Annotated in this window: 17 protein-coding genes; 6 read left to right on the top strand and 11 right to left on the bottom strand. The window is 67.6% G+C overall.

The features are described 5' to 3' along the window. Positions 1–22: 22 nt before the first annotated feature. Together LRA89_RS03050 and LRA89_RS03045 are read right to left on the bottom strand one after the other, a co-directional pair. Entirely contained in the window at positions 23–325 is a 303-nt protein-coding gene (locus LRA89_RS03050; RefSeq protein ID WP_055755545.1) for a hypothetical protein, read from the bottom strand. Between the two features lie 11 nt (positions 326–336). Then, positions 337–3,189 carry a M16 family metallopeptidase gene (locus LRA89_RS03045; RefSeq protein ID WP_230768970.1) on the bottom strand — a complete coding sequence of 951 codons (2,853 nt, stop codon included), beginning with the start codon at positions 3,187–3,189 and terminating at the stop codon, positions 337–339. Between the two features lie 329 nt (positions 3,190–3,518). On the opposite strand from LRA89_RS03045, the gene LRA89_RS03040 reads away from it, so the two are divergent. Both LRA89_RS03040 and LRA89_RS03035 read left to right on the top strand, forming a co-directional pair. After that, a complete protein-coding gene (locus LRA89_RS03040) occupies positions 3,519–3,758 on the top strand; it encodes a hypothetical protein (protein ID WP_156349015.1) in 240 nt (79 codons plus the stop codon). 93 nt (positions 3,759–3,851) lie between these two features. Further along, entirely contained in the window at positions 3,852–4,313 is a 462-nt protein-coding gene (locus LRA89_RS03035) for a hypothetical protein (protein ID WP_230768969.1), read from the top strand. A gap of 153 nt (positions 4,314–4,466) precedes the next feature. Here the strand turns inward: LRA89_RS03035 and LRA89_RS03030 are convergent, their stop codons facing one another. Beyond that, positions 4,467–5,468 carry a hypothetical protein gene (locus LRA89_RS03030; RefSeq protein ID WP_230768968.1) on the bottom strand — a complete coding sequence of 334 codons (1,002 nt, stop codon included), beginning with the start codon at positions 5,466–5,468 and terminating at the stop codon, positions 4,467–4,469. After that, positions 5,465–6,241 carry a glycosyltransferase family A protein gene (locus tag LRA89_RS03025; protein WP_230768967.1) on the bottom strand — a complete coding sequence of 259 codons (777 nt, stop codon included), beginning with the start codon at positions 6,239–6,241 and terminating at the stop codon, positions 5,465–5,467. Before LRA89_RS03025 ends, LRA89_RS03030 begins: the two co-directional genes overlap by 4 nt. Before the next feature lie 78 nt (positions 6,242–6,319). Between LRA89_RS03025 and LRA89_RS03020 the strand changes: the two genes are divergently transcribed. The 3 genes from LRA89_RS03020 to LRA89_RS03010 are packed head-to-tail and all read left to right on the top strand — an operon-like array spanning position 6,320 to position 8,608. Beyond that, positions 6,320–7,375, top strand: a complete 1,056-nt coding sequence (locus LRA89_RS03020) for a glycosyltransferase (RefSeq protein ID WP_230768966.1) — start codon at positions 6,320–6,322, stop codon at positions 7,373–7,375. Next, positions 7,372–8,139 carry a glycosyltransferase family 2 protein gene (locus LRA89_RS03015; RefSeq protein WP_230768965.1) on the top strand — a complete coding sequence of 256 codons (768 nt, stop codon included), beginning with the start codon at positions 7,372–7,374 and terminating at the stop codon, positions 8,137–8,139. The genes LRA89_RS03020 and LRA89_RS03015 overlap by 4 nt, the downstream gene beginning before the upstream one ends. Positions 8,140–8,161: 22 nt before the next feature. Continuing rightward, positions 8,162–8,608 carry a hypothetical protein gene (locus LRA89_RS03010; RefSeq protein ID WP_156349013.1) on the top strand — a complete coding sequence of 149 codons (447 nt, stop codon included), beginning with the start codon at positions 8,162–8,164 and terminating at the stop codon, positions 8,606–8,608. Positions 8,609–8,644: 36 nt separating this feature from the next. Here the strand turns inward: LRA89_RS03010 and LRA89_RS03005 are convergent, their stop codons facing one another. From LRA89_RS03005 to LRA89_RS02975, 7 genes are all read right to left on the bottom strand, one after another. After that, positions 8,645–8,818, bottom strand: coding sequence for a sulfurtransferase TusA family protein (locus tag LRA89_RS03005; protein ID WP_156349039.1), 174 nt, complete (start codon positions 8,816–8,818; stop codon positions 8,645–8,647). A 20-nt stretch (positions 8,819–8,838) separates the two neighbouring features. Beyond that, positions 8,839–10,215: a ribosome biogenesis GTPase Der gene (gene der, locus LRA89_RS03000; protein WP_230768964.1), complete on the bottom strand. Its 1,377-nt coding sequence runs from the start codon at positions 10,213–10,215 to the stop codon at positions 8,839–8,841. Positions 10,216–10,409: 194 nt separating this feature from the next. Continuing rightward, the gene (locus LRA89_RS02995; protein WP_230768963.1) at positions 10,410–11,741 is read right to left on the bottom strand and encodes an outer membrane protein assembly factor BamB family protein; all 1,332 of its coding nucleotides are present in this window, start codon (positions 11,739–11,741) and stop codon (positions 10,410–10,412) included. Between the two features lie 30 nt (positions 11,742–11,771). Continuing rightward, on the bottom strand, positions 11,772–12,467 hold the full coding sequence (locus tag LRA89_RS02990) for a tetratricopeptide repeat protein (RefSeq protein ID WP_055755531.1): 696 nt from the start codon (positions 12,465–12,467) through the stop codon (positions 11,772–11,774). Positions 12,468–12,698: 231 nt separating this feature from the next. Further along, positions 12,699–13,559 carry a 3-methyl-2-oxobutanoate hydroxymethyltransferase gene (gene panB / locus LRA89_RS02985; RefSeq protein ID WP_230768962.1) on the bottom strand — a complete coding sequence of 287 codons (861 nt, stop codon included), beginning with the start codon at positions 13,557–13,559 and terminating at the stop codon, positions 12,699–12,701. 23 nt (positions 13,560–13,582) lie between these two features. Then, a complete protein-coding gene (locus tag LRA89_RS02980) occupies positions 13,583–14,023 on the bottom strand; it encodes a hypothetical protein (RefSeq protein WP_055755529.1) in 441 nt (146 codons plus the stop codon). A 73-nt stretch (positions 14,024–14,096) separates the two neighbouring features. Then, positions 14,097–14,447: an ArsC family reductase gene (locus LRA89_RS02975; RefSeq protein ID WP_230768961.1), complete on the bottom strand. Its 351-nt coding sequence runs from the start codon at positions 14,445–14,447 to the stop codon at positions 14,097–14,099. 119 nt (positions 14,448–14,566) lie between these two features. Between LRA89_RS02975 and LRA89_RS02970 the strand changes: the two genes are divergently transcribed. Then, a complete protein-coding gene (locus LRA89_RS02970) occupies positions 14,567–14,914 on the top strand; it encodes a hypothetical protein (RefSeq protein WP_230768960.1) in 348 nt (115 codons plus the stop codon). Positions 14,915–14,928 lie beyond the last annotated feature (14 nt).

Here is a 14,928-nt window from a genome sequence, read left to right as displayed (position 1 = left end):
TGTGTCGTTGGTCAACGCGAGATCAGCCGACGCGCGATCCGGCCATCGGGAAGCTGCCGAACGCACCCGCGCCGACCGTGCCCGAAATCGTGTCGCCCTCGACGGTCGCTTCGCAGTCGAGCGTCATCGGCATCGGCACGACGATCGCGACCTTCCACGACAGTTTGTCGCCTTCGACCTTGCCGTCGGTGATCCCGGTCGATCCCATGGCGCCCGAATAGCTGCCGGTGAAGGTCGCGCCGTCGCTCTTGACGGTCAGCGTCGCCTTTTGATCGCCCATCGGCGATTTGGTGACGGTATCCCAGCTTCCATCCACATTGGCCATCGTCGCTCTCCTTACTTGCTGCCGCCGGTAGCGGACGTCGCAGCCGCTGGCTGCACGACTTCCACCGGCAGGCCCAGCGCGTCAAGCTGCGGCCGGACCGTCGCGGCGTTGCCGACCACGACATAGACGAAGCGATTGGGGTCGATCGACGCGCGTGCCGCAGCGTCAAGCGCCTGCGGGGTCAGCGCGCGATATTTTTGCGGCAGCGTCGCCTGATAGTTATCCGGGCGGCCGAGGAAGTCGTTGCTGCGCATCGCGCCCAGCACCGCGCCCGACGTTTCGTAGGTGCCGGCGAGCTGCCGCGTCTCGCCATCGATCGAGCGGCGGAATTCGACCGGCGTGACGCCGTTCTGCCCCAGGAACCCGCTGATCTGTTCGCGCAGCGACGCGATCGCCGGGCCGGTCTTGTCGGCCTGCACCGGCGCGTTGATGACATAGGGCACCGCGTTCTGCATCAACTGATAGCCGCCGCGCGCGCCGTACGACCAGTGCTTGGCTTCGCGCAGGTCCATGTTGATCCGGCTGAGGAAGCCCGATCCCAGCACCGTGTTGGCGGTGGTGGCCGCCAGCGTATCGGTGCGGGCGTTGAGCGGCGTCATCTCGGCGGCGACGATCAGCGACTGCGGCGAATCGGGCCGGTCGACCAGCACGATCTTGGGACTGATCGCCGCGCGCTGCGCCGGGAAGGTCTTGGTGCCCGCCGTGCCGGTCGCACGCCAGTCGCCCAGGCCCGCGTTCAGCGCCGCCTGCACTTCGGCCAGCGGCCGGTCGGATACGACGAACACCTTCGCCTTGTCCGGGCGCAGCCATGCCGCACGCCACGCCAGCAGGTCCTCGCGCTTGAGCGAGGCGACGGCGGCGGGATCGCCCACGCCGGCCGCCAGCTTCGCATAGGGCGAATCCGCGCCGTAGAGCAGCGGCGGCAGCGTCATGTCGGCCAGCCCCTGCGGGCTGGTGCGCTGCTGGCCGATCTGCGCCAGCGTCTGGCCGCGCACCCGCTCGATCTCGGCCGGGTCGAACGCCGGGTTCTTGAGGATGTCGGCGAACAGCATCGTCGCGCTGGTCAGGTTGGCGCTTGGCACGTCGAAGCCGAACGTCGTCTGATCGGCCGAGTTGCCGCCGCCGACCGACATGCCCAGCCGCTCCTTGGCCTCGGCCAGCGCGATCGAGTTGCGGGTGGTGGTGCCCTCGTCCAGCGTCGCGAGCGTCATGCCGGCGGTGCCGAGCTTGCCGGTCACGTCGGCGGCGATGCCGGCGTCGAACGCCATCGACACCTGGGTGATCGGCACGGCGGTACGCTGGGCATAGACCAGCTCCATGCCGTTCGACAGGCGGCTGCGCGTGACCTTAGGGAATTGCAGCGCGCCGCCGATGTCGGCGACGCCCGGCATGCTCCCGCGCGTGCCCTTGGCCGGACCTTCGGCGGTGGCCGGCGTCGGCGCGCTGGTGTCGGCGACCTTGGGGGCCGCCTTGGCTTCCTCATAGCCTTCGCGCGCGCCGGGGACGACGACCAGCGTATAGGCCGGGCGCGACATCCACTTCTGCGCGGCGGCCTTGGCGCGCGCCGGCGTCATGGTCGCCAGTTCGTTCAGCTCCTTCTTATAGAAGCCGGGATCGTTCGAGTAGAGTTCGCCCTGCGCCAGCGCGACCGCCTTGCCGCCGAAGCCGCCGACCGATTCCAGCCCGCCGATCGTCTGCGACACGTTGGTGGTGGCGACGCGAGCCACTTCGTCGGCGGTGGGGCCGGTGCGCAGATAGTCGGCAATCATCTGGTCGAGCCGTGCCTCGACCTGCTTGGCATCGACGCCGGGGCGCACGACCGCACGGACGATCAGCATGCCGGCCTGCGACAGCGACTGCACGCCCGCCGACACCTGCACCGCCAGCTTCTCGCGCTTCACCAGTTCATTGTCGAGCCGCGACGAGGCCAGCCCGCCGAACGCGCTCATCGCCACGTCGAGCGCCGGCGAATCGGGATCGTTCAGACCCGGCACCGGCCAGACCTTCATAATCATCGTCGCGGCGACACGGTCCTTCATCTCCTCGCGCACCGGCGCGGCCAGCGTCGGCACGGTGATCGTCGGCAGGACCGATTCCGGCCCCTTGGGGATCGCGCCGAAATATTTCTCGACCAGCGGGCGCGCTTCCTTGGCGTCAATGTCGCCGGCGAGCACCAGCACCGCGTTGTTCGGGCCGTAATGGCCGCGGAACCACGACTTCACATCCTCAAGGCTGGCGGCGTCGAGATCGGCCATCGAGCCGATGACCGAGTGGCGGTACGGGTGGCCCTGCGGAAAGATGCCCTCGGTCATCTTGTAGCGCACGAGGCCATAGGGCTGGTTGTCGCCCTGCCGCTTCTCGTTCTGCACCACGCCGCGCTGTTCATCCAGCACTCCCTGCGTCACCGCGCCGAGCAGATAGCCCATGCGATCGGATTCGAGGAACAGCGCGCGGTCGAGCGCGGGCTTGGGCACCGTCTCGAAATAATTGGTGCGGTCGTAGCTGGTCGTGCCGTTCAGGTCGGTCGCGCCGATCGAGCGCAGCGGATCGAAGAAGTCGCCCGGGGCATTTTCCGAGCCATTGAACATAAGATGTTCGAACAAATGGGCAAAACCGGTCTTGCCGGTCGGCTCATGCTTCGACCCGACATCGTACCACACCGACACCGCGACGATCGGCGCCTTGCGATCGGTATGGGTGATGACGGTCAGGCCGTTGGGCAGGGTGAATTTTTCGTACGGAATGTTGACCGGGGCGACGAGCGCCGAGAGCGGCGCGGCCTTCACCGGCGGGGCGGACGGCGCGGTCTGCGCCAGTGCGGGAGCACCGGCGAGCGCGGTGGAAGCGAGCAGGACGGACGCCATGGTACGAAACATTCGAAACCCCCAAACGTTATCGATAAACGGAATATGCGGGGTGTATGGACAGTCATGCCCCTGTGCAAGCGTCGTTTTTGCCTGGCGAGTTGACCGGCGGCGGACGTCCGACATTCGTCGTCATCCCGGGACATGCCGCAATTCGTGAACGCGCAACGTTTTGGACCGGAATCGAAGCAGGTCTTTTCGATCGATCGCGACCTTGGCCGGTATCATGACCGGAAACGGGCAACACTTCGCAACAATGCCGGCACTTCCCCGCCAATGCTACACTTGCCTTGCCGGTTGCGCACCGCCGTCTTACATGACTGTAACATATGATTTCCCGACCGGTGAACGGAGCGGAAGCTGCGGTGGTGCGTATTCCATTCCTGAAAGTCGCGGTTATGTTGCGATGCGTCATGGATATACCCTATCAAACGCTTCGTTCCTACCTGCCCTCGACCGACCGGTTCGATCGCCTGATGGAGATTGGCTGGGAGGAAACCGGGGGCCTGTTCCTCGCTTTCGGCGCGATCGCGTTCATGACCCTGGTCGGAGCGATCCGGTCGCGCTGAACGCGGGGATGATCGCGGCATCGGCGGCGTGGCGGCAACTTTGCAGCGACGCGGCGGATCGGTGTCGGACTGGCAATTTCAAGAGGATGAACGATGCGAGCAATCGTTGCGACGATGGCCTTTTCCCTGCTGGCGGCCTGCGGCGGCGCGAATTCGCGCGACGTGACCGAGGTTGCGGCGACGGGCGACAATGGCGTCAGCCTGCGCAATCTGGTCGACACGCCGATCGCGGGCGACGGGGCCGAGCGGTACAAGCTGGAGGGTGTCGCGATTCCGACGCCGTCGGACCCGCGCTCGCGCTATGAACTGCTGCGCCAGCGGCGGACGGCGGCGGGAACGACGATCGCGATCCTGCGCCAGCAGCGCGGGACCAAGGTCGCCTATGCCCGCACCGAACTCGATTGCGAGCGCGGGTTGTTCCACATTGTCGGCGTGGCGGACACGCGGGCGCATGTCGAAACCTATACCGCGCACGACGGCCCGCTGCGGCCGACCGAGGGCATGCCGCTGCGGCAGGAACTGTCGCGCTTCATCTGTGAGCGTGGCGACGCCTGAGGTTCGGTTTGAAAACGCGCCGATACGCGTTTTGCGGTGCCGGCCCGCTCCCCCTCCCGGCCACCCACAGCGTATCCTTGATGGGTGGCCGGGAGGGGGAGCGGGCCGGCACCGCCTTGAAACTCGCGCTTCCGCGAGTTTACAAAAGGCTTCCTATTCGTTCGCGGGCGGCGCGCCCGGCGTCGCGATGACCGCCTCGATCGCCGGTTCGTCGGGGATCGGGGCGGGCGTGCCGCTGCGCCGCCGTTCGAAGCTGGTCAGCAGGAAGAACAGCAGGTTGCTGCCCTGCGTCAGCGCGCCGCCCGCCAGCAGCAATCCGGCCATCGCCGCGCGCGGGCCATCGACGATATGGCTCATCTCCAGCGCGGCGGACAAGAACAGCAGGTCGCGGTTGGGCACCACCGGCAGGCGGCTGATGACCATCTGCACCGTCAGGAACGTCACCCACACGCTCCACGGTTCGGTGGGCAGCACGACCGCCCATTGCGTCGCCTGCAACAGCACGACGACCGCGATCCGCGCGACATGGATGGCGAACACCGTGCCCGCCGTCGCCCAGGGCACCGACAATATCTGCCGCCGCAGCCGCAGCAGCAGCGGCGTCAGGAAACCGGCGACCAGCAGCGCGGCAAGCACCATGCCGCCCGCCGAATGGAGCCAGTCGGCGATCCACTTTGCCCGGCCGGTCGCCATGAAGATCAGCAGCAGGACCGAGGTGATCCCGGCCGAGGCGAGCGCCGAGAGGATCGCATTGTCCTTGATCGCCAGCAGCAACGTCTTCGACGCGATCCCCAGCCGCTGGCGCGCCCAGACGAACAGATACAGCTCGCCCGAATAGCCGACGAACGCCGAATTGAAGACGCGCTTGCGCACGAACACCGGCAGTGCGCCGGGCAATTTCCGGCCGAGCAGCAGGCGGAAGATCAGCACCTCGGACAGCGGCAACGCCATGAACATCACGACGAACAACAGGTAGAACCACGGCGTGCGCGGTAGCGCGGCGGCGACGTTGCTCCACCCGATCGCGCGGACCTTCAGCACCAGCCACGCCAGCACGCCGACAAAGAACAACGCGCGGCAGACGCGGCCGAGTATCTTTGCCGCAGGGGTCTCGGACCACGCCTGAACGCGCGCGAACCGGTCGGCGAGGGTCACGCGAAGACCCCGGCGGCGCGGGAATCGGCAACGAACGCGGTGAACGCGGCACGGGTGGCGGCATCGAGCCGGAAGCGCGAATGCCGCCACACTCCGCCGGGCAGCAGGCGACGCAGCGCATATTCGATCGCGGCGGCGGGGGTATTGCGCACCCGGCGCTCGAAATGATCGCGCTCCCACGTGTTCGACCCGTGGAACGCACGGACGAACAGGCCGGGCGAGTCGAGCACGCCGATCGCCTCGCGCGGCCAGTGGTGCAGGAAATCGGTATCCTCGCCGCGCCGCTTCTCGGGGTAGCGCGCGGCCGGATCGGCTCGGTGGACGATGCTGCCCGGCACGCCGGGCTCCAGCGCGCCGACGTAAGGGTGGTCGAACCATCCGGGCGCGTCGAGGTGCATCAATGTGCCGCGCAGCACGCACGCCCCCTTGCCCCCGGTGAGTACCGCCGCCTGCCGGGCAAGGCGTTCGGGGTGATACCAGTCGTCGTCGTCCCACTGGGCGACGATCGTACCGGTCGCATGGTCGAGCGAGCGATTTCGTAAGCGTCCCAATGTGTTGTCGGGAGTCTTTGCCACCCGGTCGTAGATCAGTCGATCGGCGGGAATCGCGGCGAACAACGGGGTATAGTCCTGCGTACCGTCGTCAACGACGACCAGTTCGCGGTTACGCCATGTCTGCCTCAGGAAACAATCGACCGCCCGGCGCGCCAGCGCGGCCCGGTTCGCCGTCACCATCACGCAACTGATGCGCGCGCCATCGTCCGACCAGTTCATCGATCGCGCCTTAGGACGCGGCCGGCGAAACGGCAATGGCTGGCGCCCCGCCCCGCGCGCTGGTAGCCGGGACGGCTGATGCGTATCGTGTTCGTCCTGACCTATCCGACCCATCACGGCATCGCCGATCCGGGCGAATGGCTGCGCTGGGACAATCGCGACCGGCGGATGCCGGGCATCCTTGCCGAGCAGGATGTCGATGTCGAACTGTGGGGACTGGCGCGCGCGCCGCTCGACACGCTGTCGGCGCTGCCGGGGGTCGCGCCCTATCCGATCCGGCTGTTCGCGCCGTCGAACCCGCAGGCACGGACCCGCGACCAGCGCAGCGACACGATGGTCGCGGCGGCGACGGTCGATGCGGCGGACCTGTTCGTGCTGATCGGCAGCAATGGCGGCGCGGGGTTCGACCTGTTCGACCGGGTGCTGCGGCCCGGGCGGCGGCGGTTCGCGCTCGTCATCGGCGGCGATTACTGGAGCCGGATCGTGCCGCACGCCGATCTGCTGTTCCCGGAGTCGGCGGTGCAGGAGACGTTGCTGACCACGCCGGGCTGGCGGTTCTGGCGGCGGGCGATCCCCGGCAGCGGCATGCAGCGGCTGCCCAAGACGATCGATACCGCCCGCTTCGCGCCCGTGGAGGCGGAGAAACGCTACGATGTCATCGCGACGAGCCGCCTCACCCGCTACAAAAAGTTCGACGAGATCGCCGCGCTGGGTCGGCAGCACCGGGTGGCGGTGATCGGCGACGGGCCGCAGGCGGGCAAGCTCAAGGCGCGGTTTCCGTGGGTCGACTGGCTGGGGCATGTGCCGAACGGACAGGTGCCGGCGATGCTGGCGCAGGCGCGGCTGTTCTTCCACGCCGGGCGGCGCGACTATTTCCCGCGCGCGATCCCCGAGGCGATGGCGTGCGGCCTGCCCGTCGCGGCGTTCGACGACCGGATCGGGCCGGACGTGATCCCGCCCGCCTGTGGCCTGCTGGTGCGCGATGCCGATTATGCGGCGAAGGTCGCGGCGCTGCTCGCCGATCCGGGTGCGCTGGCGGCAATGGGCGCGGCGGCGCGGGCGCATGTCGTGGCGACGCACGGGGCGCGGTCGTCGGAGGCCGCGTGCGCGCGATTGATGGAGCTTTGCCGATGACGCGCTGGACCTTCGTCATCGCCTATTACAACGAGGCGGACTATCTGCCCGCGACGCTGGCCACCTTGGCGGCGCAGGGGGTGCCGTTCCGGCTGGTGCTGGTCGACAACGCCTCGACCGATGGCTCGGACGCGATCGCGCGGAACTTCGCGGCGCCGGGGGTCGAGGTGGTGCACTGCCAAGAGGCGCGGCCGGGCAAAATCCATGCGCTGGAGGCGGCGATGGCGCATCTGACGACCGAGTTCAGCGCGTTCGGCGATGCCGATACCTTCTATCCGCCGCACTATCTGGCCGAGGCGGAGCGGGCGTTCGATGCCGATCCTGCAGTGGTGGCGGTGATGGCGCTGGGCGTCGATGCGTCGGGGCAGCCGCTGCGCCGCGCGCTCTATTCGGGGATCGTGACGAAAATTCTGTCGAAACAAACGCATACCGGCGGTTATGGCCAGGCGTTTCGAACTTCCGCGCTAGGGCAGGCGGGCGGCTTTTCGGAGAAACACTGGCCCTACGTCCTGCTCGACCACGAGATCATGCAGCGCGTCGCGAAGCTCGGCCGCGTCGTCTATCCCTATCGCTTCTGGGCGAAACCTTCGCCGAGGCGTGCGGACCGCCGGCGGGTGCGCTGGACCTTGGCCGAGCGGGTGCTGTACCATCTGACGCCGTTCGCGGCGAAGGACTGGTATTTCTACCGGTTTCTCGGGCCACGATTGCAGGCGCGCGGGATCACGCATCTGAATTTGCGCGACAAGCCGTGGGAGGCGAAGTAGCACCATCCAAGGTATCGTAGAGATGCAGCATCGTGGTACTTCTCCCGACAAATCCGCCAGATCAGTATTGCGCGTGAATAAGCGTCTCCTCTTGATGCTACCACCTGCCATCGTGGTCATCGGGGCGGCGTGGATCGTCACAGCGGAAGTCCGCAATACGCCGAGCCGGAAAATCTACGCCGCATTACAGCAGATTATGATGCAATCCGAAACGGACATCGCCCGTCTTCCGATGGCGGTCACTGGACGAAGCGGCATTCGTGCTATCGCGATCGGCAGCGGAAATCCGCAAAGTCCGGTGGTGTGGATAGCGGTGCATGAAACCGACCCATCGGCGGCGGCGGGGATCTTTCGAATAGGCGACGTCGTCCGAAAAACGACGATCTGCCGGTCGCTTGCTCCGATGCTTCGTACCGAACGCCCCGCTCCCGCCGTCGCCCGGTATCTGGTACGGAATTGCCGTCGTTAGAAACCTGCGGTGGTCAGCAGACCACGTCGGCCAATTTCATCGTTCGGCTCTAAATACCCCGTCCGCCACGACGCGCAACGTCGCCCCGACCGCCGCCGCCGCACTCGCCAACTCACCGCCCGCGCGGGGGTCGTCGGCCGTGATTTCCACCACCGTCGCCCCGTCGCGCAGCGCCCGGGCCAGCCGGATGGCGGGCCACGGACAGCGCATGCCGCGGGCGTCGATGTGGATCACTTGCTGTGGTCGAACGGGTTCTTCGGGGCGCGCATGTTGATCCGCACCGGCACCGCGCCGAAGCCGAATTCCTTGCGCAGACTGTTGATGAGGTAGCGCTTGTAGCTCTCGGGCAACTGGTCGACGCGGGTGCCGAACAGCACGAAGCTCGGCGGGCGGCTCTTGTTCTGGGTGATGTAGCGCATCTTGACGCGCTTGCCGCCGGGCGCGGGCGGCGGGTTGGCCTCCAGCGCGCGGTCGAACCAGCGGTTGAGCTGGCCGGTCGACACGCGGCGGCTCCATGCCTCGCGCGTTTCGAACGCGACCTTCATCAGCATGTCGAGCCCCTTGCCGGTCGCCGCCGACACGGTCAGCAGCGGCACGCCCTTCGCCTGCGACAGCCCGTCCTCAAGCGCACCCTTCACGCCGTTGAACAGCGACGAGGCATGTTCGGCCACGTCCCATTTGTTGAGGGCGATCACCAGCGCGCGGCCCTCTTGCAGCACGCGGTCGGCGATCTTGATGTCCTGCAATTCCAGCCCGCGCGTCCCGTCGAGCAGCAGCACGACCACTTCGGCGAAGTCGATCGCGTGGAGCGCGTCGGCGACCGACAGCTTCTCCAGCTTTTCCTGCACCCGTGCCTTCTTGCGCATGCCGGCCGTGTCGATCAGCCGGACCGGACGGGCGTTGCCCTCGGCATCGGTCCATTCCCAATCGACGGCGATCGAATCGCGGGTGATGCCCGCTTCCGGTCCGGTGATAAGCCGGTCCTGCCCCAGAAAGCGGTTGATGAGCGTCGATTTGCCCGCGTTCGGACGGCCGACGATCGCCAGCTTGAGGATGGCGGTCTGCGGGTCGTATTCGCTCTCGTCCTCCTCCTCGATCTCCTCTTCCTCGCGTTCGATGTGCGGGCGCAGCGCGTCGAACAGGTCGGCGACACCTTCGCCGTGTTCGGCCGACATCTGCACCGGATCACCGAAGCCCAGCGCCAGCGATTCGATCACGCCGCTCTCGCCCGCGCGGCCCTCCGCCTTGTTGGCGACGAGGACGACGGTGCCGTTCGACGAGCGCAGCCACCGGGCGATCTCCTCGTCGAGCGGGGTGATGCCGGCGCGCGCGTCGATCATGAACAGCGCGACGTCGGCCATCTCGACCGCCGCCTGCGTCTGAATCCGCATGCGCCCGGGCAGCGTCGCGGCGTCTTCATCCTCGAACCCGGCCGTGTCGACGATGGTGAAGTCGAGCCCGAGCAGGCTGGCCTCGCCCTCGCGCCGGTCGCGGGTCACGCCCGGCTGATCGTCGACCAGCGCCAGCCGCTTGCCGACCAGCCGGTTGAACAGCGTCGACTTGCCGACATTGGGACGGCCGATGATGGCGACGACGGGGTTGGGCATGGGGATTCCTGGGGTGCGCGGTATGCGCGCGAGTGTAGGGCGTATGGGCCGGTGGGTCGAGGGGGTGTCCCGAAACCGTCATTCCGGCGAAAGCCGGAATCCATGGATGGGGTGACGGCATCGCATGATCGATACCACCCGACACAATGGATTCCGGCCTTCGCCGGAATGACGGTTGGGGAAGAGGGTCGGAATTACTTCCAGGCGGTGAGCTGCCCCGCGTCGTCGAGCAGGTACAGCATGCCGTTGGCGACGATCGGCGACAGGGTATAGCCCGCCTTCGACCGGGTTTCCTGCGTCGTCGTGATGCTGCCGTCGGCGGTCGAGGCGGACACCAACTGCCCTTCGGTATTGACGAGGAGCAGGCGGTTGCCCGCGAGGATCGGGCCGACCCAGCCGATGGGTCCCTTGCGCTTCTTCACGTTGCGGAAGCCCGGCAGTTGCTGGACCCAGCGCAGCTTGCCGCTGCCGCGCGAAATGCACAGCAGGCGCGCATCGTCGGTGACGACGAAGATCCATTCGCCCGCGACCCATGGCGTCGAGATGCCCGCCAGATTCTGTTCCCACAGCCGCTGGCCCGAAGTGAGTTCAAGCGCGACCATGCGCCCGCCCTGCCCGACCGCATAGACCCGGCCGTTGTCGATCACCGGTTCGGCATCGATGTCGGCCAGCGCCGACACCGAGGTCGACGCCGAGGTGCGCGACAGGCTGTCGGCCCAGACCGAACGGCCGTTTTCGTAGCGATAGGCGTTCAGTTCGCCCGACGAGAAACCGGCGACCACCGTGCCCTGCGCCGATGCCGGCGCGGCGACGCCGAACACGCCCTGCGCTTCAAGGCTGCCCGACTGGGTCCACACGACCTTGCCGTCGGCCTGGTCGAGCGCGAAAAGCTGGTTGTCCTGGCTGACGACATAGACCTGCGCATTGGCCAGCGTCGGCGCGCCACGCAGCGGACCGCCGGGCTTGGCGCGCCACACTTCCTTGCCGTCGGCGGCGTTGAACGCGACCACATCGCCGAGGCCATCGCTGGCGAACACGCGCTCGCCCTCGGCGCTGACGCCGCCGCCGAAGCGGGCGCGCGGGTTCTCGTCACCCTTGACGGTCGGCGCGGTCCAGAGCTGCGCACCGGTGTCGGCCGCCATCGCGGTGACGACGCCCTCGACATCGATCACGTACAGCTTGCCGTTATCGACCACCGGGGCGGCGGCGAGGCGCGTGCGGGTGTTGCCACCGGCGATGCGCGCCGACCACGCCTGGCGCAGCGTATCGCCCAGCGCCAGATGGCCCATCGACTTCGACGCGCTGCCGCCGGGCTGCGCCCAGCTCGCGTTGGTGGTGGCGAGCGGCAGGACAACCTGCAACTCGGCGAGCGTGGGATCGGCGACCGCCAGTTCCTCCGACGCGAGGATCGGCACGCGCTGGCCGACGATCGGCGTCTTGGGGCCGCCGCCGCCCTTGAACACGCCGCATCCACCGAGCAGCGCGAGCGCGGCGACCGCTGCCGAAAGTTTCAGGTGCTTCTTCATGGAAACGGTATCCGCGTTCAAAAGGAAGGATCAGCGCGCCGCAGCGGGCGTGGGAGCAGCATCGACGCCGAGCGACCCGGCCATCTGCACCGCGCGGGCACGGATGGTTTCGGGCACGCTTTCGGTCTGCGCGATCAGGCGATAGGTCTGCCCGGCCTGCTGCGGCTTGTCGAGGCGAAGATAGGCGATCGCCACCATCTCGCCCGCGCTGCCAAGCCACGGGCTATCCTTGTCGGCCAGGCCGCGCAGCCGGTCGATCACCGCCTGCGGCGCAAGGCCGTCATATTCGACCGCGGTCTGGCGGACCAGCGCGAGATCGCGGAACGGCTGCGCCAGCGAGTCGTCGGCGGCGACCTTGGCGAAGGCGGCGGCAGCGCCCTTGCGATCGTCCTTGCCGAGCAGGAGGTCGGCCTGCGTCAGCAGCGCGGTGGCGCGCACCGCATCCCGATCCGACGTGGTCAGCGCCTGTACCGCCGCCGTCGCCTGCGCGCTGCGGCCCGCCGCGACATCATCGAGCGCGACCGCCAGCTTTTCGCCCTGTTCGCCCGCCACCGTGTTGCGGTGATGCTGCCACCACGTCCAGCCGCCGAACGCGACGAGCGCCAGCAGGACCGCACCGATGATCCACAGACCATAGCGCCGGCCGATATGCGACATCTGCTCGCGACGCAGTTCGTCGTCCACTTCGCGAATGAAGGCGTCGTTGTTCTGCGGGGTCAGCGCCAAGGGGAAAGCTCCGGGGGTTCAGTCAAGCGGGCTCCTTTAACCGACGCCCGGCCGAAACGAAAGCGGTTGGTCGCGGGGGAAGTTGTTTGAAAACTTGCGAAGGCGCAAGTTTCCGGACGGCACCGGCCCGCTCCCCCACCCGGCCACCCACAGCGTATCCTTGATGGGTGGCCGGATGGGGGAGCGGGCCGGTGCCGCGAAACGCGCTTCGGCGCGTTTTCAAAAAACCTCTCAACCCTTGGGCGGATAGAGCTGCGCCGCGCCGGGAAAGGCCCGCGACCGGACATCGCCGGCATAGGCATCGACCGCGGCGGAAATACGGCCGGCAATATCGCCATAGGTCTTCACGAAACGCGGCGTCCGCTCGAACAGGCCCAGCATGTCCTCGGCCACCAGCACCTGCCCGTCGCATTGGGCCGATGCGCCGATGCCGATGGTGGGACAGGCGATGCGATTGGTGATGTCGATGGCGATCGGTTCGACCACGCCTTCGATCACCACCGCGAACGCGCCGGCCTCGGCGACCGCCGTCGCGTCGGCGACGATCTTGGCGGCCTCTTCGGGGCTGCGGCCGCGCGCGCCATAGCCGCCGAGCTGGTTCACCGCCTGCGGGGTCAGGCCGACATGGCCCATGACGGGGATACCCCGCTGCGACAGGAACGCGACCGTCTCGGCCATCGCCGTGCCGCCCTCCAGCTTCACCGCCGCCGCGCCGGTCGCCTTCAAGAGCATCGCCGCGCTTTCGAACGCTTGGGCGGGGCTGGCTTCGTAGCTGCCGAACGGCATGTCGATGACGACCAGCGCGTGATAGCTGCCGCGCACCACCGCCGCGCCATGCGCCGCCATCATGTCGAGCGTGACCGGCACCGTGGAGGGCAGGCCATAGATCACCTGCCCCAGACTGTCGCCGACCAGCAGCATGTCGCATTGCGCATCCATCAACTGCGCCATCCGCACGGTATAGGCGGTCAGCATCACCAGCGGGGTCTTGCCCTTGGCGGCGCGGATCGCGGGGATGGTCAGCCGTTTGGCGGGCACCGGGGTGGGCGTCGCGCGGCTGGTGGCGGTGTCGATGGTGAAGGTCGTGGACATGCCCGCGCTTTAGCGGAGCGCGATCAGCGAAGCCACCCGCGCACGATGCCATGCCGCGCCAGCGCCAGTTGGGCGAGCGCGATGGCGAAGATCACCAGTGGAAACGGCAGGGTGGCTCCGGCCCCCTTGACCGCGATCAGATCGGTCGCGGCGAACACCCACGCGAACTGCACCGCCACCGCCAGCAGCGACACCGCGAACGCCGCCGCCGCCTGCCGCCGCCGCGCGAGGAGCAGCAGCGCGCCGATCAGCCCGCCCCAGGTCGCGGCGGCATAAATCCAGTCGAACCAGCCCGGCCGCACCAGATACATCCGCCGGTCATAATCGGGCAGCGCCGCCAGCGCCGCGTCGCTCATCATCGCATGGCTGTAGAAGGCGAAAATCCCGGCAAGGCCCCACAGGACCAGCAACAGCCCGACGAACCGGAACCAAGGTGGCGTACGTCGACCGATCGCTGACGGCATATGCTTCCCCCAAAGCATGATTCGATGCGGGAGCGTAACGGGTCCGTCGGCGCCGGCCAATCGCTCTTTTGAATCAGGCGGCGAACCGCGCCGCATAGCGATCGGCCTTGAACCCGATCTCGATCCCCGCCCCGTCGAGCAGCACCGGACGACGGATCATCGACGGCTGGTCGAGCATCAGTTCGATCGCGCGCGCGGCATCGAGATCGGCACGCGCGGCTTCGGGCAGCTTGCGGAACGTCGTGCCGCTACGGTTGAGCAACGCTTCCCACCCGAGCGCCGCGACCCAGGTTTCGAGCAGCGCCCGGTCGATGCCGGCCTTCTTATAGTCGTGGAATTGATAGGCGACGCCGTGCGCGTCGAGCCACGACCGCGCCTTCTTGATCGTATCGCAGTTGGGGATGCCGTACATCGTCAGTGTCATCGATCACCTTTATCATCGGACAGAGCGCGTCAAAATCCCAAGGTCGCGACCGCGATCGCTCGACCCTGCCAAAGAACCGGGATCGATGGTAGCCCGGCAGCATGATGGCGACAAACCGGATGTACCGCTGGCTTCTTGCGTCGATGCTGGTGCTTCCGGGCGGGTGTCAGCAATCCGGCCCTCCTTCGACGCCGCTGTTCGCCGGTATCGAAGGAATGGCATATCGCCGAGGCGAAGCAATGATCCGCGACCGGATCGAGGCCCGGCAGATGCGGGGAAACCCGGAACGCGCGCTGATCTCCTATCTCGAGACGCAAGGACTCCAGATCGACCGGAACCGGAAAAGCGCCTCGGTCAAATTCGGCGGCCCCCTCTGCGGCAGCCGGGTCCGCATCGACTGGGAAACGGACCGCACCGGCAAGGTCGCCACGATGTTCGTGGTGTACGGCGATACGGGGTGCCTCTAGCGGATCGGCATTCG

Origin of the sequence: Sphingomonas sp. Leaf4 (genome assembly GCF_920939515.1) — a bacterium.
Taxonomy (GTDB): domain Bacteria; phylum Pseudomonadota; class Alphaproteobacteria; order Sphingomonadales; family Sphingomonadaceae; genus Sphingomonas.
The sequence above is the reverse complement of the archived record's forward strand: the minus strand, read 5'-3'. Positions and strand labels throughout refer to the sequence as shown.